This window comes from Thermus sp. H19.2, from assembly GCF_054979525.1.
In genome coordinates, this window is the sequence record NZ_CM143429.1 from 733216 (window position 1) to 753110 (window position 19895).

Genomic DNA, 19895 nt, shown 5'->3' on the forward strand with positions numbered 1-19895 from the left:
CTCCATTATGCCCCGTGGCCGGAGTAGCGCTTGAGGCCGAGCCGCCAGAGCAGGCGGGAAAGCCCGAGGAAGAAGAGGCCCCAAAGGAGCATGACCCCAAGCCCGGGGAAGAGGCTCGCCTCCTGCCCGGCGAGGAGGGCGGCGGGGAGGTAGACCAGGTAGGGGAAGGGGGTGAGGAGGGCGAGGCTTCTCAGGGGTTCGGGGAAGACCTCGAGGGGGGCGATGGTCCCCGAGAGGAAGAGGTAGAGGAGGAAGAAGACCTCCTCCACGCTGGAGGCCCTTTCGGTCCAGAAGGTGAGCATGGCGGTGGCGTACTGCATGGTGTAGCGGAGGAGGAAGGCGAGGAGGGTGAGGAGAAGGCCGAGGAGGAAGGTCCCGGGCTCCGGCAAAAAGCGGGCCTCGGGGAAAAGCCCGAAGAAGAGGAGGGTGAGGAGCACCACGAAGGGAAGCCGGGCGAGCCTTTCTGCCACGTGGGCCGCCAAGTGGTCCAAGAAGGGGTCCAGGGGCCTGAGGAGCCTGAAGGAAAGCCTCCCCTCCACCACGTCCCGCTCAAACTCCCACACCACCCAGACCACCGTGGCCTGGCGCACCAGGAAGACCATGAGGAAGTAGCGGGCGAACTCCCCCGGGCTTAGGGGGAACTCCCCGCCCCTTGCGGCCTCGGTCCAGACCCCCATGAGGATCAGGGGGAGCGCCCCCGCCAGGGCCCAGAGGAAGAGCTCCGCCCGGTACTCCAGCATGTAGGCCAGGTAGACGGCGAGGAGGACCCGGGCCTTCCTCATACCGGCTCCTTGGGGCTTTGGAAGACCTTGGCGATGACCTCCTCCAAAGGGGGCTCCCGGACCTCGAGGTCCTCCACGGGAAGCCTCTTTAGGATCTCCGCCACCCTCTCCGTGAGCCTTTCCCGGGGCACAAGAAGCCGCGCCTCCCGCCCTTCCACCTCCCGCACCTCCCCGAAGGGTAAAAGGGCCTCCCGGGGAAGGGGGTTTCCCAGGGTGAGGCGCACCTCCCTGTAAGGGGCGAAGCGCTCTAGGAGGCCCTCCAGGGCTCCGTCGTAGAGGAGCTTGCCCTGGTGGATCACCAAAACGCGGGGGCAGAGGGCGGCGATGTCCGCCATGTAGTGGCTGGTGAGGAGGACCGTGGCCCCATAGCGGCGGTTGTACTCCCGGACGAACTCCCGCACCGCCACCTGGGCGTTCACGTCCAGGCCCAGGGTGGGCTCGTCCAGGAAGAGCACTTGGGGGCGGTGGAGGAGGGCGGCCAAAAGCTCCGCCTTCATCCTCTCCCCTAAGGAGAGCTTGCGCACGGGCTGGTGGAGCTTTTCCGTGAGGGAGAGCATCTCGGCAAGCTCCAGGACCCGCTTTTTGAACTCGGGCTCGGGGATCTCGTAGATGGCGGCGTTGAGGCGGAGGGAGTCCATGGCGGGGAGGTCCCAGATGAGCTGCTGCTTGTTGCCCATGACCAGGGTGATCTTCCTGAGGAAGGCCTTCTCCCTCCTCCAGGGCACGTGCCCCGCCACCAGGGCCTTGCCCCTCGTGGGGTGGACGAGGCCGGTGAGCATCTTGAGGGTGGTGGTCTTGCCCGCCCCGTTGGGGCCCAAAAACCCCACCACCTCCCCGGGGTGGATTCTGAAGGACACCCCCTCCACCGCCCGCACCACCTGGTACTGCCGCAAGAGGAAGTGGCGCAGGGTGCCGAGAAGGGTCTCCTCCTTCCGGGCCACCCGGTAGTGCCGGGTGAGGTCTTCCGCTACCACCATGGGGCTTGCGCCCGCCATGCCCCCAAGTCTACCCTGGGAGGGTGCGCTACCTCCGGGTTTTGCGCCTCTTTTTCCTCACCTCCTTGGCGGCGGAGATGGAGTACCGGGCGAACTTCTACCTGGGCCTCCTTTCCTCCTTCCTCACCCTCCTCGGGGCCCTCTTCGGCCTTCTCCTCCTCTACCAGGGAGGGTATAGGCCGGGGGGATGGGGGCTGGAGGAGGCCCTTCTGGTCCTCTCCGCCTTCACCCTGCTTCAGGGCCTCGCCAGCACCCTCCTCGCCCCCAACCTCAACAAGATCGTGGAGCACGTGCAGCAGGGGACCCTGGACTTCGTCCTCCTGAAGCCCATAGACCCCCAGTTCTGGCTCTCCTTGCGGGCTTTCTCCCCCTGGGGCCTGGGGGACTTCCTCTTGGGCCTCGGCCTCCTCCTTTACGCCGGGGCCCGTCTGGGCTTAGGCGCCTTGGACTACGCCCTATTCGCCCTTTACCTCATCCTGGGAAGCCTCATGCTCTACAGCCTCTGGTTCCTCCTGGCCACCACCAGCATCTGGTTCGTGAAGATCTACAACGTCACCGAGGTCCTGCGGGGGCTTCTGGAGGCGGGGCGGTTTCCCGTGGGGAGCTACCCCGCCCTTTACCGGGTCTTCTTCACCTTCGTGGTGCCCGTGGCCTTCCTCACCACCGTGCCCGCGGAGGTGGCCTTGGGAAGGGGGGAGGCCCCCCTCCTCGCCTTCCTCCTCGCCCTCCTCCTCTTGGCCCTCGCCCGAGGCTTCTTCTGCCTGGCCCTTAGGAGCTACACCTCGGCGAGCAGCTGAACGCCCTGGGTCGCTTCTGGGTGAACAACCCTTTTTAGGCGAACCCTAGCGTCGGTTGGGTCCGGGGAACGCATTTAGCTTCTCCCTCAGTAGACTTGCTCCCGTTGCCCATAGCTGAAAACACTCACGCTGGTTACCCGGTCCTGCCTGATGGTGGGAAAGAAGGGCGGGGCAAGACCCCGGAGGAAGCGGCGATCGTAGGTAAAAGCGCGGCCGTAGCCCGTCTGGTTGGTCCCGGTTTGAGCGTTGAAGGTTCCAAAGGCCCCGTAGTAGTACTCGATGATTCCCCCAAGGAGGTAAACGGAGCCTTTCTCGGGGATACTATCGTAGTTCTCCACGCCCACGATTCCCCGGGCGCTCATAAGGGTAGCGTGTATGTGAAGGTTCCTGGGAGCATTGCGACTGATCCAAATGTTCCCATTTTGGCTGTAGACCCCGAGGACGTTCCGAACACTCAGGTTGTCGCAGGTGGGCGGGGCCACAGTGCCATCGGGTCTGCGTGTGGGCACGCCGGAGCAGGGGGGGGATTCGTACTTGAGGTCGTTGCCGATCTTGACATCGCCCGAGGCCGCCACAGTGATCTGGGCGAACTCCGCCAAGGCCGGGGGGGCGGAAGTGGGGTCGGTGGCGTTGGCTCGGTCGGGGCCCTGTAGGTTCTGGATCCTTCCTCCAGTAAAAATGACGCCGTTGAAGCGCACAGGGTTGCCGTTCCTTAGAACTTGTTGCCAAGAGGATCCGGAACCTCTCTGGTAAAGGACGCCATCCTCCCCGTAGCGGTAGGTTTCAGAGGAGGTCCTACTGCACTGGGGATTGTTGCAGTAGGTTACCTCTATGTATTGGTATTTGGTGACCCCAATAGGTAGGGGAAGGGTGCAGGGTACTTCCATCCCCGTGGTGTCGTTTACGCACCTACGCGAGAGTCGAAGACTTTGGATGTCATTCTGGTAATAAAGGCCGTTAGCCCTTGCGGCTGCCTCCTGGTCCTGATTGTTTTGGGGGAGGGGAATGAAGCTTGCGCTCCAGTCTACTCCGGCGGTGAACTCGGGGGCGTGGGTGCCGTAGGAGTTGGTGTAGGAGGGCTGGCTGGCGTTGGGCTGCATGTTCCCGGCGAGGACGAAGCCTTGGCCATAAAAGTAGGCCCCCGGCCGGGTCTGGCCCTGGCAAGAGGCTGTGCTGGGGTTGGTGCACCCTGCGCTGGTCACCTCTCCCCCGAACCAAGGCTTGCGGTAAAAGCGGAAGTGCTGGTTGGTGTGTACGGGGCCGTCAAAGAGGGTGCGATCGGTAAACCAGACATCGGTGCCATCTGGCAGGGTATGGATGTTGGTGAAGAGGGCGTACCGGGCGAAGCTGGAGCGGCCCACGGTGAAACGGTACTCCCCTTGAAGGAGGATATTACGCTTGTACTGGCCCATGGAGGCTTCCGCCACCATGACGAAGGGCAGGGCGTAGGTTTGGCTGGTGGCGGTCCCCGCCCCCGTTCTAGGGCTTCCCTCCACGAAGCGGCCCGGGGGCAAGCGGAGGTTACCCGGCAGGGGAGTGCCGCAGGCCTGGGTGGTGAGGTAGACCCGGAGCCGCACTACGGCGGTTGAGCTGGTGGGAGCCAGGTTGACCCCGCACAGAAGTGGGTCCAGCTGCCCTTGGAGTTGCTGGGCAAGCCCCGAAAGGCCTTGAGCCACCAGTACAGGGTCTGGTGTGGGGCCCTGAGTGTTGCCCCCGTACGCCCAGGCGTCGGTAGAGCTTGCGGTCTGTTTCACCAAGGCGTCCAGTTTCGTCCTTCCCGTGGTGCTGAGGAAGTTCCCCCCCACGTTGGCGGCGCCCCTGGCTAGCATGAGCGTCTGGACGATGGCCTGGTCCTGGCCGCTGTGGCGGATTTCCCCCAGGGCGCGCAGGAAGATCAGGGTTCCGATGCCCGAGATTACCACAAGCGTAGCCAAGGCGAGAACGATGGCGATGCCCTTGCTCTTCATGATCCCTCCTCCTGATCCTTAGCGGCATGGCAGGATGCGCCTTGCTTGGTACTGGGCGTTTGAGCTCAGCTCCACCTGGCTCGTGTAGGTGCGGGAGAACCTCCGGCCGCGGGAGAGGAAGCTCGCTTCCAGGGTGACGGAAAGCCTCCTCAAGCTGTAAACCTTTCCCGTGGTGACCTGGGTCACCTGGTAAGGAGGAGCGCCGGAGGGGTTGGAGAAGTCGTAGCTCGTGGTGTAATTGCCTCCAGAAGGGTCTGTCACTGTGTCGCCGAAGGCCGCTTCGTAAACGTAGTGGAGTTCAAAGCGGTCAAGTTCAAAGGCCACGGGTACCTCGCCACCTCCCCCCTCCCTGTAGACCAGTTGTCGGCCTAGGGGATCGTAGCGGAAGCCCAGGGTGCGCACCCGGAAAAGCAGGGTGTTCGGGGTGTAGTCAATGGTGTTGCCGCACCCGGCATGGACCACGTGCCAGCGGTTGGGCTCTCCTCCCACAGGGTTGACCTCGGTCACCGGGAGAATCACGCCATCACCAGCGTTGTTGACCATGAGGACGAAGTCCCCGCGGGCGATGCCAAGTTGAGTAAGGTTGGGGGTCAGGGCTACGATCTTGGCCTCTGCGGCTTGCTTGAAGCTATTATTGCTCCCGCTGTCGTGGGGAAGTACCGGGTAGCCTGCCCCGCCCTCAATGAGGGCGAAAGAGATGCTTCCCCTGCCGCTCGGGTAGGGGGTGGAGGCGATGCCCCCAAGAACGGCGCTCCGGAGATCCTGACTGAAGACCTCCACGATGCGCCTCAGCTTCGCCTGGGCGCTCACGGTAGCGTCTAGGTCCGATCGGCTCTGCATAAACTGCACCACGCCCCCGTAAGCCAAGGCCAAAACCGTGCTCAGGATAGCCAGGGCCAGCAGAAGCTCCAAAAGCGTCAAACCACGACCCTTGCGCATGCGAGCCTCCTTTAGTTGATTCCGGGAAGAAGCGGTGCGCTGGGGGTCCCGGAAAGGGGCGAAGAAGCGTAGGTGAGTGCCTCTGTGCAGTGCTCCTTGCCCGCTTGACGCCAGCACACCTGGATGCGGTACTCGTTTACCGCAACCCCGAGGTTGCTTGCCCATGATGGGGTGCCGAGGTTTTCAATGCTTACCCGATAAAGGTCTGGGTTAGCGAAATGGACTTCCCTGGGTAGGTCTGGAAAAACCTGTCTTAACGTGCCGTAGTCATAGGTGAGGTAACTAGGGGGAAGTAGGCTTGTTTCTCCGCCTACAATTCTGCGCCCAACGTAGTTGAGGATCTGCACCGCCTGGGTACGGGCTCCGGAGGCGGAGGTTTGCCGAAGACTGGTGATCAGCGTGGTGTTGAGTGCAACCAGCACCAGGCTCAGGATGGCGAGGGCTACCAAAACCTCCACGAGGGTAAGGCCTTTGGCTGAGAAGGATCTTGTTCTCATGGCTCCACCTTTACTTCCCCGATAAGCGAGATCACGTATGTGTAGCTCCTGGAGTCCAAGCTAACCCTGAAGCGAAGGGGCTGGGTGGGGTTGTTTCCGGTTGCGTCCACCACTTTGCCCGGGGGGGTTAGCCGTGCGACTACACCTGTCGGCAGGTCCAGCGATACTCCTTGCGGTACCTCTAGGATGCGCAAGGTCCGGGCTCCATCCCTGATTTCCAGTCGGTTTCCCGTAAAAACCACATCCAAAAGCGCGCCCCGGCTAGCGGCCTCGGTGGCCCCCTGCCAAAAAAAACCCTGCAAGGAGCGGAGAAAAGCCGCTTGCTCCTGACCTCTTAAGGTCTTCCGACCGTTGAAGACCGCTATGGCAAAGATAACGAGGAGGAGCCCGACCACAACCAAAAGCTCTATCAGGGTCATCCCCTTGCGCATGCCCGCCTCCCTAATAGGGAGGGTACCCCTAACCAAGCATTCCCCGCATCCCCCAAATGGGGGGGTAGAATGGCCTGGCATGTGGGCGGCACTTCTGGTTTTTCTTCTGGCCTACTTCTTCGGCTCCGTGCCCGCCGGGGTCCTGGTGGCCCGCACGTATGGGGTGGACCTGCGCCAGGTGGGCTCGGGGAACATCGGCGCCACCAACGTCCTGCGCGCCCTGGGCTGGGGCCCGGCTTTAGTGGTGGCCTTCTTTGACGTCTTCAAGGGGGGGATCGCCGTCCTCGTGGCCCGGGCCTTCGGCCTTTCCGGCTGGATGCTGGGCGGGGTGGCCCTCATGGCGGTCCTGGGGCACAACTACTCGCTCTTCCTCCGCTTCCGGGGGGGGAAGGGGGTGGCCACCAGCTTCGGCACCCTCCTCTTCCTGGACCCCGTCTTGGCCCTCTGGACCTTTCCCATCGGGGTGAGCGTGATGCTCCTCACCCGCTACGTCTCCGCGGGGAGCATGGCCGGTGGGGTGGCGGCCTTCGTCCTTTCCCTGGCCCTGGGAAGGCCCCTTTGGGAGGTGGCCACGGTCCTCCTCATGGCCCTCCTCATCTTCTGGACCCACCGGGAGAACCTCAAGCGCCTCCAGGAAGGGACGGAAAGGCGTTTGGGGGAGCGGGTGGAGGTGAGGGATGCTTGACCTTTTGGTCGTCGCCCCCCACCCCGACGACGGGGAGCTGGGCTGCGGGGGAACTCTGGCCCGGGCCAAGGCGGAGGGGCTTTCCACGGGGATTCTGGACCTCACCCGGGGGGAGATGGGCACCAAGGGCACCCCGGAGGAGCGGCAAAGGGAGGTGGCCGAGGCGAGCCGCATCCTGGGGCTGGACTATAGGGGCAACCTCGAGCTTCCCGACGGGGGGCTTGCCGACATCCCCGAGCAGAGGCTCCTTCTGGCGGGAGCCCTTAGGCGGCTTAGGCCCCGGATCGTCCTCGCCCCCCTCGAGGCCGACCGCCACCCCGACCACACCGCCGCAAGCCGCCTCGCCGTGGCCGCGGTCCACCTGGCGGGCCTGAGGAAGGCCCCCTTGGAGGGGGAGCCCTTCCGGGTGGAAAGGCTTTTCTTCTACCCGGGGAACCACCCCTTCGCCCCGAGTTTCCTGGTGAAGATCTCCGCCTTCATAGACCAGTGGGAGGCCGCGGTCCTGGCCTACCGGAGCCAGTTTTCGGGGGAGGCGGCAAGCGAGACCGTGGGGCCCAAGGGGGTGGAGGCCCGCAAGGCCATGCGCCGCTACTTTGGGAACTACCTGGGGGTGGACTACGCCGAGCCCTTCGTGAGCCCCCTTCCCCTCCTCGCCACCCCCTGGGGACGGGCCTAAGTACCCCACCGCGGCTTTCGCCGCGGCGGGGGCCCCAAAAGCCCTCTCTTGGCCCCATTTCAGGCATCCCATGTCGCGAAACCAAAGTGTGGGCACTTAATACCACCCCATGCCGGCTTGCGCCATGGGGGCCCCGGTACAAAAGGCCTGCGGGGCCTCCGCGCCTTGGCTTCGCAACATACCCGAAATGGGGCCAGGATTAGAAAAGAGGCTCCTGGCTCACCGCCTTCACCGGGCGGCCTTCTTTGGGCGGGAGGCTTTCCAGGGCCCGCTTCACCTCTTGGATGTCCAGCCAGGTGAGGTGCTTGGGGCTTCCCGGGGCGCGGCTTGGGTTTCTGAGGAGGTAGGCGGGATGGAACATGGGGAAGACCCGGATGCCGTGCCACTCGTGCCACTTTCCCCGGACCTTGGTGATGGGGACCTTCTCCCCCAGGAAGAACTCGGCCGCCACCGCCCCCAGGGGGACGATGATCTGGGGGGCGACGAGCTCAATCTGCTTCACCAGCCACTTGTCCGTGCAGATCTTGGCCTCGTCGGGCAGGGGGGCGCGGTTTTGTGGGGGGCGGCACTTGACGATGTTGGTGATGTAGACCTCCTCCCGGGGGATGCCCGCGGCCTCGAGGATGCGGTTCAGAAGCTGCCCCGCCTTGCCCACGAAGGGGCGCCCTGTCTTGTCCTCCTCTTCCCCAGGGCCTTCCCCCACGAACATCAGCCGGGCATCGGGGTTCCCCTCCCCGAAGACCACCTGGGTGCGCCCTTCCGCCAGCCGGCAGGCGGTGCAGGCCTTGGCCTGGGCCTCCAGGAGCTCGAGGGTCATTGCAGGGGCTTCCGGGCCTTGCGGGCTTCCCGCCTCGCCTTGGGGTCCAGGCCGATCATGAGGAAGAAGTTCTCCAGGGCGTTCTCCTGGCCCTTGATCTCGGGGTACTGGTCCTCCGGGGTGCCGGTGACGAAGGGCAGGGATTTGTAGAGTTCCAGGGCGTACCGCACCACGGCCTCCGGGCCCTCGGCCTCGGCCACCTCCGCCAGCTTGGCGTAGACCTCCCGCCTGGCTTCGGCGTGGCGGCGGAAGGCTTCGGGGTTAGGCGTCTCCGGCGCCCGGAGGACGTCCTGCTTGGCGATGCGGCGGTAGTGCTTCAAGCCCCGAACGATCTCCTCCGTGGTCAAGGTGATTTTGAACTCCATCCCCGCTCCTTTCCGGCCTTAGGGCCTACCTGTGGCAGATTATAAGCCTCCTCACGGGGGCGTGAATATACTTGGGGAGATGGAGGTTTTGGGCAACTATTGGTTGCGGCGCATTCTCGCCCGTATTGGAACCCTTACCGCTTACGAGGGGCAGGACACCCGCACAGGCATGCCCGTGCTGATCCTGAAGGGGGCCGAGGGCAAGCCCCTGGAGGGGGAAGGGCTTCTGGCCCTCCTGGAGACCCTTCCGGAGGAAGGGGCCTGGGTCTTGGAGTGGCCCCTGGGGGCGGTGCCCATGGTCCAGTACCTGGGGGTGGCGGACCCGGAACGCCTGGCCCACTGGGTGGAGGCCCTGGCCCGGGTCCTTGGGCGCCTGGGGCGGGAAGGGGTGGAGGTGGCCCCCGTGCCCGAGCTTTGCCTGGTGAAGGGGAAGCGGGTCTGGCTTGGGGGGGCAGGCCTTGAGGCCCTTTCCGGCGCCCCCGAGAAGGCCTTGGTCGCCCTGGCCCGGGCCCTGAGCGCCGACTGGCAGGCCTTTCCCTTGCGGGAGACCCTGGAGGCCCTGGAGGCGGGAAAGGCCCGGCTGGAGGACCTCCTTTTCCAGGAGGCCCCGCCCCCAAAACCTCTCCCCGAGGAGCCGGCCCACAAGCGCCTTCCCGTGGAGCCCGCCGAGGAGCCTCCCCCACCTCCGCCCCCGGCCCCGGAGGAGGGAAAGGCCCCAAGCCGCCCCCGGGTCATCCGCATCGAGGAGAGGGAAGACCCCCCTTTCCCCGTGGTGGAGCCCAAAAGGCCCTCGAGGGGGCGCCGGGGACTGCTTTGGGGCCTCCTCCTGCTTCTCGCCTTGGGCCTGGGCTTCTTCCTCAACCGGCCCCGATCCCCTTCCTCCCAGGGGTACGTGATGGAGTTCCGCACCGACCCGCCCACGGAGAAGGCCGAGGTGGTCCTTTTGGAGGTCCCGGAGGGTTCCCGCATGGCCCCCGGGCGGGTCCTCCTCACCGCCCCCGGCCGGGTGGAGTTTGACCAAAAGGGGGTGTACCGCCTGAGGATCCGCGTGCCGGGGCGGGACCCGGTGGACTACCTCCTGGAGGTGCCGGGCCCTCCCCTCACCATCAAGGTACGCTAGGGCCATGACCGAGCGCCCTGCCACCTACCTCTACCGCTACCACTTCGCCGGGGAGAAGGCGGGGGAGGGGCGGCTGGAGGTCCGCCCTCAGGGGGAGGGGGCCAAGGCCACCCTGGTGGCCGAGGTGAGCCTGCCCTTTTCCCGCACCCGCCAGCGCTGGCAGACGGAAACCGATGGGCAGGGGTTTTCCCGCTACTTCTCCGAGCGGGTGGAGGCCAGGGAGGCCCGGGTCTTCACCGTGGAGCGCCTGGAGGAGGAGGGCCTGGTCCTGGTCACCCAGGGGAAGGAAAGCCTGGCCCTGCCCTACCTGGTGCCCTACCATGACCCCCTTTCCCTCCTCCTCGCCCTGCCCCGGCTTTCCCTGGAGCCCGGGGAGGTGGCGCGCTTCCCCATGCCGGGGGGGCGGGCTTACGTGGAGCGCCTGCCCGACCTCGAGGTGGAGGGGAGGGTGCGCCGGCACTTCCGCCTCCGCCCGGGCCTCACCCTGGTCCAGGTGGAGGAGGGCCTTCCCGTGCGCTTGGCCCAGCAGGTGGGGGACCACGTGTTTGAGGCGGTGCTGGAGGGCGTGGAGGAGCCCAAGCGGCGCCGCCGCTGGGTATAGTAAGGCCATGATCTACCGCGCGGAGGAGGTACGGGAGCGCTTCGCCCGGCGGGGCCTGGCCTTCGACCCCACGGTGGAGGAGATCGTCCGGGGGATCCTCGAGGCCGTGCGGGAGGAGGGGGACGCCGCCTTGGACCGCCTGAGCCTGGACCTGGACGGCCACCCCGTGGAGGAGATTCCCAAAAGGGCCTGGCGGGAGGCCTACGAGGACCTGGAGGAGGAGCTTCGGGACGCCCTGGAAACGGCCAGGGAGCGCATAGAGGCCTTCTACCGGGAGGAGGCCCGGGGCGGCTTCCTCCGGGCGGAGGAGGGCGGGGTCCTGGGCCAGCTGGTGCGCCCCCTTTCCCGGGTGGGGGTGTACGTGCCCGGGGGGAGCGCCCCTCTCCTTTCCAGCCTCCTCATGACCGTGGTGCCCGCCAAGGTGGCCGGGGTGGGGGAGGTCATCGTGGCGAGCCCCCCCAAGGTCCACCCCGGCGTCCTGGCCGCCGCCTGGGTGGCGGGGGCCGACCGCCTCTTCGCCATGGGGGGGGCCCAGGCCATCGCCGCCCTGGCCTACGGCACCGCGCGCGTGCCCCGGGTGGACAAGATCGTGGGCCCGGGCAACGCCTACGTGGTGGCGGCCAAGCGGCAGGTCTTCGGGGTGGTGGGCCTGGACGGCCTCGCCGGGCCCACGGAGACCCTCATCATCGCCGACGGCTCCGCCTCCCCCAGGCTCCTCGCCGCCGACCTCCTGGCCCAGGCGGAGCACGGCCCCGACTCCGAGCCCTGGCTCCTCTCCCCGGACCGGGCCCTGTTGGAAAGGGTGGAGGCCGAGCTTTTCCGCCAGCTCCAGGACCTTCCCCGGGCGGAGATCGCCAAAAGGGCCCTGGAGCGGGGCGGTCTGGTGCACACCCGGGACCTGGAGGAGGCCTTGGAGCTGGCCAACCTCTACGCCCCCGAGCACCTCTGCCTGGCCCTGGCCGATCCCCTCCCCTGGCTTGGCCGGGTGCAGAACGCCGGGGGCGTCTTCCTGGGGGAGGGAAGCCCGGAGGCCCTGGGGGACTACATCGCCGGCCCTAGCCACGTGATGCCCACCTCGGGCACGGCCCGCTTCCAGGGAGGCCTGGCGGTGCGGGACTTCCTCAAGGTGATTCCCGTGATGGGGCTTTCGGAGGGGGCCGTGCGCCTCTTGGCCGAGAAGGGGGCCCTCCTGGCCCGGGCGGAGGGCCTCGAGGGCCACGCCCGCTCCCTGGACCTCCGGCGATGAGGCTCTTCCACGAGCTCTTAGGGCCTTTGGAGCTTCCCGACCGCTTCTTGCGCATCGTCTCCCTGGCCCCGAACCTCACCGACGCCCTCTTCGCCCTGGGGCTGGGGGAGAGGCTCGTGGGCCGGAGCGCCTTCTGCCACCGCCCGGCCCCCGTCCTCGCCCTCCCCGTGGTGGCCTCCTACACCAAGACCCGCTTGGAGCTTCTAAGGAGCCTTAGGCCCGACCTCGTCCTCCTCTCCACCGGGGTGCAGCGGGAGCAGGCCCTTAGGCTCAAGGAGGAGGGCTTTCCCGTCTACGCCGTGCCCCTCCCCACGAGCCCCTACGGCATCCTGGAAAACCTCTCCACCCTGGGCCACCTCCTGGACCTGGAGGAGAAGGCCGCCGAGCTCGCCCACGGGCTCGCCCTGCGCTACGCCGCCTTAAAGGGCCGCTTTTCCCTCCGGGTCTACTTTGAGATGGACCTGGGCGGGCCCATCACCGTGGGCCGGGGGAGCTATATCGCCCAGGCCCTTTTGCACATGGGCCTCGAGCCCATCTTCCTGGACGTGCCCCAGGCCTACTTCGCGCCGGACCTGGAGGAGGTGAGGCGGAAAGCCCCGGACCTCTTTCTCTACGAGCCCAAGCCCTGGGGGAAGAACCCCCTGGAGAAGGCCAAGGCCCTGGCCCGGGAAAGGGGCTGGGACTTCCCCGTGGCGGCCACGGACGGGGACGAGCTCGCCCACTACGGGCCCATGTTCTTCGGCTTCCTGGAGAAGCTCGCCCAAAGGGTGGAGGAAACCTTAGGCCAGGCTTAAGGCGGGGCCTGGGGGGGCGGCGTATAGTGGAGGCCATGAAGCGCCTACTTCTCGGGGCCCTTTTCCTCTCCACGGCCCTTCTCCTCACCGCCTGCCCCCAAACCCCGCCGCCCCCCCCTTCCGCTTCTTGCACGCCGACCCCCCAGGGCCTTGCTCCGCAAGGTCTTCCGCCCGAGCCCCAGGGCCTAGGGGATTTCTCGGCTCCCCACGTGCCGGGAGAGCTCCTGGTCCTCCCCGGCGGGATCACCCCCCAGGCCCTCGCCGGCCGCGTGGAGGGGGTGGCGCTCGCGGGGAGCCTTCCTGGAGGCTTCCTCCGCGTCCGGGTTTCCCCGGGCGAGGAGGCGGCGAAGGCGGCGGCCCTCCTCCGGGCCGGGGCCCGGTGGGTGCAGCCCAACTACCTCTACCGCCCCCTCTTCACCCCCAACGACCCCCTGTATTCCGCAAGCCCGCTGGACGCCTCGAGGCTCCAGCCCTACTACCAGGCCATCCGCCTGGAGGCGGCTTGGGACCTCTTGGGTCCCCTCAGCTACACCCCGGTGGTGGCCGTCCTGGACACCGCCTTCAACCCGGGCCATCCCGACCTCCAGCCTAGCCTCCTCCCGGGGCGGAACCTCACCCTGGACGGCCTGGGCCCGGAGGACCTGAGCCCGTCCCCACCCCCCCAGGGGTGCGCCTATCCGGCTGGCGAGGCCGACCACGGCCAGGGGGTGGCGGGGCTGGTGGCGGCCGTGGCCGACAACAATCGGGGGATCCCCGGGGTGGGCCTGAACCGGGTGAAGGTCCTTCCCCTCAAGGTCTTCTACTGGGTGGGGGGAAGCTACTCCTCCACTTCGGACGTCCTCGCGAGCGCCCTCCGCTACGCCGCCGACCAGGGGGCCGCCGTGGCCAACCTCAGCCTGGGGACCTCCACGTCCCTGGACAGGGTGGTGCAGGATGCCGTGAGCTACGCCCTCTCCAAGGGTACCCTTCCCGTGGCCTCCTCGGGGAATGCGGGCACCGATGGCCTCTACTACCCGGCGGCCTACCCTGGGGTGTTGGCCGTGGGTTCCGCCAAGCTAGACGGGACTCGTTCCGATTTCTCTAACTACTCCACCCAGCCTACGGACCTGGTGCTGGCGGCGGCGGGGAACAGGAACCCGCCTCAGACCCTCTGGTCCTTGGCCCTCGGGCAGAACTACCCCTATTACCAGACCCTCGGCGCCTACGCCAAGTGGGCTGGCACCTCCTTCGCCGCGCCCCAGGCCAGCGCCTTGGCCGCGCTATACGTGGCCAAGTACTACGCCCGCTACGGCCGAGGGCCGAGCCCCGACCAGATCCGCCTCTGCCTGACCCGGACCGCCTCCAACGGGGACAGCTACGATCCCCAGACCGGCTACGGCCTCCTTCGGGCCGACCGGGTGATGACGGACACCACCTACTGCTTCCCCTAATCCACTTCACCCGGGAAGGGGTAGACTAAGCCCCCGTGCGGCGTGTTCTCCTCGGTCTATTCCTTCTCCTCCTTGCGGCCTTGGCCCTCTGGGCCTACCCCCTCCTGGGCCCCGCGGTACGCCAGGGGGCCCTTCCCTCCCGGGAGGGCTTGAGCGCGCCCCTCACCCTTTTGGTCTACGGCTCGAGCCCCGAGTACGCGGGCTACCACAAAAGGGCCCCGGAGCGCTTCCGGGGCCTCGCCGACACCATCCTTCTCGTGCGTCTGGACCCCCAGGCGAACCGGGTGGTGGTCCTCTCCGTTCCCCGGGACGTCTGGGTGGACCTGCCGGGCTTTGGCTGGCACAAGGTGAACGCCGCAAGCCCTCTGGGGGGCCCCGAACTCATGAAGGAGGCCGTGGCCCAGATCGCGGGGGTGCGTCCCGAGCGCTACGTGGTGGTGAGCCTCGAGGCCCTGCGGAAGGCGGTGGACGCCCTGGGCGGGGTTCGGGTCTGCGTGGAGAAGCCCATGCGCTATGTGGACACCGCCGCCGGGCTCCGCATAGACCTGAAGCCGGGCTGCCAGGTGCTGAAGGGAGAGGAGGCCGAGGGGTACCTGCGCTTCCGCAAGGACGCCCTGGGGGACATCGGGCGGGTGCAGCGGCAGCAGGCCTTCTTCCACGCCCTAAAGGAACAGCTCCTCTCCCCGGCGGGCCTCCTCCGCCTGCCCCGGGCGGTGGCGGCGGTGGAGCCCTACGTGAGGAGCGACCTGACCCGGGAGGAGCGGGGGGCCGTCTTGGGCTTCGCTCTGAAGCGGCCGGAGCTGGTGAGCCTTCTCCTTCCCGGGCGGTTTGGGGGTGGGGGCTGGGAGGTGGACCGGGAGGCCTTGCGCGCCCTCCTGGAAGCCTACTTCGGGCAGGGGGCCCTCCCGGGGGAGGCGGCCCTGGAGGGCCGGCGGGTGGCCCTGGTCTACGGCCCGGGGCAGGAGGCCTTGGCGGAAAGGGTACGGGAGAAGCTCCGCCAGATGGGCCTAAGGACCCTTCTCCATCCCCTGGACCTGCCCCCTTCCCGCACCGAGGTGCTGGAAAACGGCCCCGGGCTCCTGGCCAAGGCCTTGGGCGAGGCCTTGGGGGTCCCTTACCGCGTTTCGGGAGAGGCGGTCCTGGGGGCGGACCTCACCTTGAGGCTTGGCGGGGAGGTTTCCTTTGAGTAGCATGGGAAGCGCCCGCCGGGGTGGCGGAACGGTAGACGCTGCGGACTTAAAATCCGCTGGGGGGTTACCCCCGTACGGGTTCGAGTCCCGTCCCCGGCACCAGAAGGCCCTGGGAAGACCGGGGCCTTTCCCTTGGACTTGCTATGCTTGAGGGCGTGGGCGTGATCACCCGGTATTTGGAACGGGTTATGGCCCAGGCCCGGTACGACCTTTTGGGCCCAGGCCGCTACGTGGGGGAGCTTCCCGAGCAGGGCCTCCGGGTGGAGGCCTCCCACCTCGAGGCTGCCCGGGAGGCCCTGAGGGAGGCCCTGGAGGCCTGGCTTTTGGGGGCTTTGCGCTCGGGGGCGGTGCCTTCGGGCCTGGAGGGGGAGGAGGACCCCTTGCGGGCGCGCTTCTTCGCCCTGGCGGGGGAGATGTGGCGGCTTTTCCAGGAGGCCTCCGGGGCGGCCAGGCCTCCCCTCGACAGGGCGCCGGAGGTCCCGAAGCCCAAGAAGCCCGCCTCCTTGGAGGAGTGGCTCCAGGGCCTGGGGATCCAGGTGGTGCGGAAGCCTCAGGAGGAAGAGGAGAAGGAAAAGGTCCTCACCCGCTTGGCCCTCTTCCTGGGGGACCGCTACCCTAGCCTGGAGAAGCTCTACGAGCGTTTGAAGCAAAGCCTTTCCACCAAGCGCCAGTTTGAGCTTTCCCTGACCGAGGCCTCCCAGGAGGAGATCGCCAACTCCACCCAGTTCTGCACCATGCTCAAGCAGTACGCCCTCCTCACCTCCTACCACTACAAGAGCGAGGACCGGCGCCTCCGGGCCAAGGCCAGCACCGAGGGCTGGGTCCAGAACTTCCTCACCGGGGGCTGGCTGGAGCGGTACGTGGCCGAGCGGCTCAGGAAGTACCTCCGCTCCAAAAACCTGCCCCACGAGGTGGCCATGGGCTACCAGGTGACCCTCCCCGGCGGGGAGGCCATGGAGCTAGACGTCTTGGTGCGGGTGGGGGAGCGGGTCTATTGGTTTGAGGCCAAGACCGGGGAGTTCCAGGCCCACATCGCCAAGTACGCCGGGCTCAAGAAGGTGCTCGGCCTTTCCCAGAGGGAGAGCTTCCTGGTCCTTTTGGGCATGGACAAGGCCCGGGCCAAGGAGCTTTCCGCCCTCCACGGGCTCACGGTGGTGAACCAGGCGAACTTCCTCGAGGTCTTCCAGGAGGCGCTGGAAGGCCATGCTCCGTAAGGTCCTCCTGGTCATGGGGGGGACCCTGGCCTCGAGGGTCTTAGGCCTCGTGCGCCAGGCGGTCTTCAACGCCCTCTACCCCGATGCCCTCAAGGACGCCTTCAACGTGGCCTACCGGGTACCGAACCTCCTAAGGGAGCTCCTGGCGGAAGGGGCGGTGCAAAACGCCCTCATTCCCCTTCTCAAGGCCCTCCCCCCGGAGGAAGCCCAGGCTTTCTCCCGCCGCTTCGCCGCCTTTCTCCTCGGGGTGAACCTCTTGGTCCTGGGCTTGGGCTACCTCCTCGCCCCCTTTGTGGCGGGGCTTCTCGTGGCCGAGGGAAGCCACCTCCGCACCCCCGAGGCCTTTGCCCAGGTGGTCTGGCTCACCCGGCTTCTCCTTCCCTTCCTCCTCGGCCTCTCCATGGCCGCCCTCTTCTCGGCCTTCCTCCAGGCGGAGGAGCGCTTTCTGCCCTACGCCCTGGGGCCCGTGGCCTTCAACCTGGTGGCCATCGGCCTCATGGCCCTCTTCCCCGGGGACCCCACGGCCTTGGGCCTTTCCGTGAGCCTAGGGGGGCTTCTCCAGGCCCTGGTCCAGCTTCCCTTCCTCCGGGGCTTCCGCCTGGAGGGGCGCTGGCACCCGGCCTTCCTCCCCGCCCTCCTCCGCATGGGGCCCTTCGCCTTCACCACCTCCCTCCGGCAGTTTTTGAACCTGGTCCTCACCAACATCCTCACCCGCTACCCGCCCGCAGCGGTCACGGGGTTTTACAACGCCGAGGTGGTGTTCCAGATGGTCCTGGGCCTCTTCGCCACCAGCCCCGCCATCGCCCTCTTCCCCCGCATGAGCACCTTGAAGGGGGAGGACCTGGGGCGCTTCCTCCGGGGCCCCTTCCAGCGCCTGAGCTTGGTCCTCGCCCTTCTTGGCGGGCTTCTCACGGGCCTCGCCCCCTTCGCGGTGGTCCTCCTCTTCGGCCTCTTCGGGCCCCTCACCCCAGAGAACCGGGCCTATAGCGCGGAGGTGCTTGCCGCCCTCGGGCTCGCCGTGCTCCCCTGGGGGGTGAACACCCTCTTCCTGCGGGGGCTTTACGCCCTGGGGAAGGTGCGGGAAGCGGTCACGGCCAGCGCCCTGGTGTTCCTCCTGAACACCCTGGGCTACTGGCTCCTGAGGGATGCGGGGCTTTTCCTTCTCAACCTCTCCACCGCCTTGGCGGGGTACCTGGGCCTCTTCCTCTACCTCTTCCGGCTGGAGCGGGAGGGGGTGGGGGTGGGGTACGTGCCCCCCTACCTGTTGCGCGCTGCCCTGGCGGGGCTTCTGGCGGCGGTGCCCGGGCTCCTTTTGGGGAACCTCTTCCCGAGTTCCTCCCCCCGGGAAGCCCTCCTTCCCCTCCTCCTGGGGGGCTTAGGGGGTGGGGCGCTCTTCCTGCTTGCCGCCTGGGCCCTGGGCCTTCCCCTCAAGGCCCTCGCCAAAGGTCTTTTAGGCGGTAATAGAGGGGTTTGAGCCGCAAGGAGAAGGCGGGGGCTTCCCAGGGGGTCCAGGCGAAGCGGAGGGGCTTCCCCCTTTCCAGGAGGAGGCCGATGCCCTCTATGGGGAGGGGTTCGGGGACATACCAGGCGGTGGGGCGGCTCGGGTCGGTGACGAGGAGCATCCCCCAGGGAAGGCGAAGCTCCAGAAGCCCTTCGGGCCCCAGGGCGTAGTCGGCGGTGGGGTCGCGGGCCACCAAGGGGTCCTGGCCCCTTTTCAGCGCTCCCAGCTCGTAGGTCTTGCGGGGGTAGTCGGTGCCGTCCCGGCCCGTGCGTCGGCGGTTGGGCTCCAGGACGAAGGGGACGAAGGGGCCCTCGCCGGGCTTGGTGAAGCCCCGGAAGTGGAGGAACTCCGTCCCCGGAAGGCCGTGGGAAAGCTCCTTGTAGGGGTAGTACCCCTTTTCCACGAGGAGCCTTCCCCCTTCAGGGCTGATTTCCAGGGAAAACTCCGCCCCGAAGCCCTGGGCCACCGGGACCCCTCCCGGAACCGTGTCCAGGTAGACCTTCAGAGGGAGGGGGCCCCGGTAGAGGAGCCAGAGGTACTCGGGGTCGGCGTGGGCCTTCAGGAAACGCCCCTCCTCCTGGAGGAGGAAGGGCACGTTTTCCCACTCCTCGGGGTTGCCGTCCAAGCGGAAAGCCTCCTTGGCGGTGGCGGCGAGAAGCCCGTAGTTCTCCTCGGCGTCCAGGAGGTTGTGCCAAAGGGGGTCCCGCTCGGGGGGGTATTCCAGGTCCATGAAGAGCCAGTTCTTCTTGAACCACTCGTCCATAAAGGCAAAGACCAGGGTTCCGGCCAGGCCAGCCGCTTCCACCTCCTGGACGAGCTGGGCGTCTATGGCCGCCTGGGCTTCCTCAGAGTGGCCCCCGTGGTGGAAGCCCTGGGCCTGGAAGTGGGCGAGACCCCGGCTGCTCGGGACCCCGGTTTCCCCGATGAGGACGGGCTGGTCCCCGTGGTGTCGCTTCAGGTCCTGGAGGTAGCCGAAGTAGTTGGAGGGGCCGAAGGGCCCCAGGGCTTTGCGGTAGGTAGGGTCTAGGTTCATGAAGTCGGGGTAGTAAGGGTAGGCGTGGTAGTTGGCGAAGGTGGTGAAGGGGCTTCCCGGGGTAGGCCGAATCTTGGTCATGTCCAGGCTCACCTGGTCGTTGTTGTACTCCTTGACCGCTTCCTCCGGGACCTGCTCCCCCTTTGCCCGCCTCAGGGCCACCTCCTCTTCCCGGGTGCTTTCCGTGGGGTGGTGGAGGGGGTCTAGGGTGGGCCAGTTGGACACGGAAAGGGGCCTGGCGGTGCCGTAGGCCTCCCACTCGTACTGGGCCAGGCGGTCCAGGACCTCGGCGAGGTAAGCCTCAAAGGGGCTCGCCCCAGGCAGGGCCTCTACGAAGCGGCCCCGGTAGGCCCGCCCCGGGTGGCGCTCGTTGTAGGCGGCCACGGAGTAGGGCTCAAACTCCCGCCCCACCAAGAGGCCCAGGGTCCAAGGGGAGACGTCGGCGGTGTAGTCCCCGTGGGCGTGGCCTGGGCGGGGCGGGCGGCGGAGGTTGCCGTGGAGGGCGTCCAGGACCTCCCGCCCTTCCAGGAGGAACTTTTCCAGGAAGGCGCCTTCCCAGTCCCCGTAGCCCTCCTCCTCGGGGAGTTCCGTCCAGACGCCCTGGAAGAGGTAGAGGGGCCTTTGGGGGTGGGTGCGGTTGTAGCCCAAAAGCGCCTGGTAGAAGGCGGGGGGCAGAAGGGTGTAGACCCGGAGGGCATTGGCCCCCATGCCTCCTAAAAGCTCCAGCCAGGCCCGGTAGAGCCATAGCGCCTCGGGGAACTCCGCGGGGAAGCGCCCCGGGAGGGCCACCCCTAGGTTCGCCCCCCGCACCTGGA

20 protein-coding genes and 1 tRNA gene are annotated in these 19895 nt (G+C 67.3%); 12 read left to right on the top strand and 9 right to left on the bottom strand.

The window, feature by feature from the left end:
• Positions 1-5: 5 nt before the first annotated feature.
• Positions 6-782, bottom strand: coding sequence for an ABC transporter permease (locus ACY5J6_RS04000; protein WP_462846063.1), 777 nt, complete (start codon positions 780-782; stop codon positions 6-8).
• Positions 779-1777 (bottom strand): ABC transporter ATP-binding protein, encoded by a 999-nt coding sequence (locus tag ACY5J6_RS04005; RefSeq protein WP_462846064.1) that lies wholly within the window; start codon positions 1775-1777, stop codon positions 779-781. The genes ACY5J6_RS04000 and ACY5J6_RS04005 overlap by 4 nt, the downstream gene beginning before the upstream one ends.
• A gap of 23 nt (positions 1778-1800) precedes the next feature.
• On the opposite strand from ACY5J6_RS04005, the gene ACY5J6_RS04010 reads away from it, so the two are divergent.
• Positions 1801-2574 carry an ABC transporter permease gene (locus ACY5J6_RS04010; RefSeq protein WP_462846065.1) on the top strand — a complete coding sequence of 258 codons (774 nt, stop codon included), beginning with the start codon at positions 1801-1803 and terminating at the stop codon, positions 2572-2574.
• 86 nt (positions 2575-2660) lie between these two features.
• Here ACY5J6_RS04010 and ACY5J6_RS04015 read toward each other — a convergent pair whose 3' ends face one another.
• Genes ACY5J6_RS04015 through ACY5J6_RS04030 form a run of 4 tightly spaced genes read right to left on the bottom strand, consistent with a single transcriptional unit; the run spans position 2661 to position 6408 of the window.
• Positions 2661-4541 (bottom strand): DUF4900 domain-containing protein, encoded by a 1881-nt coding sequence (locus tag ACY5J6_RS04015; protein ID WP_462846066.1) that lies wholly within the window; start codon positions 4539-4541, stop codon positions 2661-2663.
• Between the two features lie 18 nt (positions 4542-4559).
• Positions 4560-5480: a prepilin-type N-terminal cleavage/methylation domain-containing protein gene (locus ACY5J6_RS04020; RefSeq protein WP_462846067.1), complete on the bottom strand. Its 921-nt coding sequence runs from the start codon at positions 5478-5480 to the stop codon at positions 4560-4562.
• 11 nt (positions 5481-5491) lie between these two features.
• Complete coding sequence (locus ACY5J6_RS04025) at positions 5492-5977, bottom strand: type IV pilus modification PilV family protein (protein WP_462846068.1); 486 nt, start codon at positions 5975-5977, stop codon at positions 5492-5494.
• Positions 5974-6408 (bottom strand): prepilin-type N-terminal cleavage/methylation domain-containing protein, encoded by a 435-nt coding sequence (locus ACY5J6_RS04030; protein WP_462846069.1) that lies wholly within the window; start codon positions 6406-6408, stop codon positions 5974-5976. The genes ACY5J6_RS04025 and ACY5J6_RS04030 overlap by 4 nt, the downstream gene beginning before the upstream one ends.
• Before the next feature lie 79 nt (positions 6409-6487).
• On the opposite strand from ACY5J6_RS04030, the gene plsY reads away from it, so the two are divergent.
• Positions 6488-7093: a glycerol-3-phosphate 1-O-acyltransferase PlsY gene (plsY, locus tag ACY5J6_RS04035; protein WP_462846070.1), complete on the top strand. Its 606-nt coding sequence runs from the start codon at positions 6488-6490 to the stop codon at positions 7091-7093.
• Positions 7086-7769 (top strand): bacillithiol biosynthesis deacetylase BshB1, encoded by a 684-nt coding sequence (gene bshB1, locus ACY5J6_RS04040; protein WP_462846071.1) that lies wholly within the window; start codon positions 7086-7088, stop codon positions 7767-7769. Before plsY ends, bshB1 begins: the two co-directional genes overlap by 8 nt.
• 199 nt (positions 7770-7968) lie before the next feature.
• Here bshB1 and ACY5J6_RS04045 read toward each other — a convergent pair whose 3' ends face one another.
• The gene (locus ACY5J6_RS04045) at positions 7969-8586 is read right to left on the bottom strand and encodes a uracil-DNA glycosylase (protein WP_462846072.1); all 618 of its coding nucleotides are present in this window, start codon (positions 8584-8586) and stop codon (positions 7969-7971) included.
• Entirely contained in the window at positions 8583-8951 is a 369-nt protein-coding gene (locus ACY5J6_RS04050) for a hypothetical protein (protein WP_462846073.1), read from the bottom strand. Before ACY5J6_RS04050 ends, ACY5J6_RS04045 begins: the two co-directional genes overlap by 4 nt.
• A gap of 79 nt (positions 8952-9030) precedes the next feature.
• Between ACY5J6_RS04050 and ACY5J6_RS04055 the strand changes: the two genes are divergently transcribed.
• The 9 genes from ACY5J6_RS04055 (at position 9031) to murJ (ending at position 18020) form a co-directional block, all read left to right on the top strand.
• On the top strand, positions 9031-10071 hold the full coding sequence (locus ACY5J6_RS04055; RefSeq protein WP_462846074.1) for a hypothetical protein: 1041 nt from the start codon (positions 9031-9033) through the stop codon (positions 10069-10071).
• A 4-nt stretch (positions 10072-10075) separates the two neighbouring features.
• Positions 10076-10672 carry a hypothetical protein gene (locus tag ACY5J6_RS04060; protein WP_462846075.1) on the top strand — a complete coding sequence of 199 codons (597 nt, stop codon included), beginning with the start codon at positions 10076-10078 and terminating at the stop codon, positions 10670-10672.
• Between the two features lie 7 nt (positions 10673-10679).
• The gene (gene hisD / locus ACY5J6_RS04065; protein ID WP_462846076.1) at positions 10680-11918 is read left to right on the top strand and encodes a histidinol dehydrogenase; all 1239 of its coding nucleotides are present in this window, start codon (positions 10680-10682) and stop codon (positions 11916-11918) included.
• Positions 11915-12712 carry an ABC transporter substrate-binding protein gene (locus ACY5J6_RS04070; protein ID WP_462846077.1) on the top strand — a complete coding sequence of 266 codons (798 nt, stop codon included), beginning with the start codon at positions 11915-11917 and terminating at the stop codon, positions 12710-12712. The genes hisD and ACY5J6_RS04070 overlap by 4 nt, the downstream gene beginning before the upstream one ends.
• Positions 12713-12747: 35 nt before the next feature.
• Entirely contained in the window at positions 12748-14142 is a 1395-nt protein-coding gene (locus tag ACY5J6_RS04075) for a S8 family serine peptidase (RefSeq protein WP_462846078.1), read from the top strand.
• A 35-nt stretch (positions 14143-14177) separates the two neighbouring features.
• Complete coding sequence (locus ACY5J6_RS04080) at positions 14178-15332, top strand: LCP family protein (RefSeq protein WP_462846079.1); 1155 nt, start codon at positions 14178-14180, stop codon at positions 15330-15332.
• A gap of 14 nt (positions 15333-15346) precedes the next feature.
• Positions 15347-15434: transfer RNA gene (locus tag ACY5J6_RS04085), tRNA-Leu, on the top strand.
• 41 nt (positions 15435-15475) lie between these two features.
• The gene (locus tag ACY5J6_RS04090) at positions 15476-16546 is read left to right on the top strand and encodes a PDDEXK family nuclease (RefSeq protein WP_462846080.1); all 1071 of its coding nucleotides are present in this window, start codon (positions 15476-15478) and stop codon (positions 16544-16546) included.
• Positions 16536-18020, top strand: coding sequence for a murein biosynthesis integral membrane protein MurJ (gene murJ / locus ACY5J6_RS04095; protein WP_462846081.1), 1485 nt, complete (start codon positions 16536-16538; stop codon positions 18018-18020). Before ACY5J6_RS04090 ends, murJ begins: the two co-directional genes overlap by 11 nt.
• On the opposite strand, the gene ACY5J6_RS04100 is transcribed toward murJ, so the two are convergent.
• A complete protein-coding gene (locus ACY5J6_RS04100) occupies positions 17974-19890 on the bottom strand; it encodes a hypothetical protein (protein ID WP_462846082.1) in 1917 nt (638 codons plus the stop codon). The two genes, murJ and ACY5J6_RS04100, sit on opposite strands and share 47 nt — an antisense overlap.
• Positions 19891-19895 lie beyond the last annotated feature (5 nt).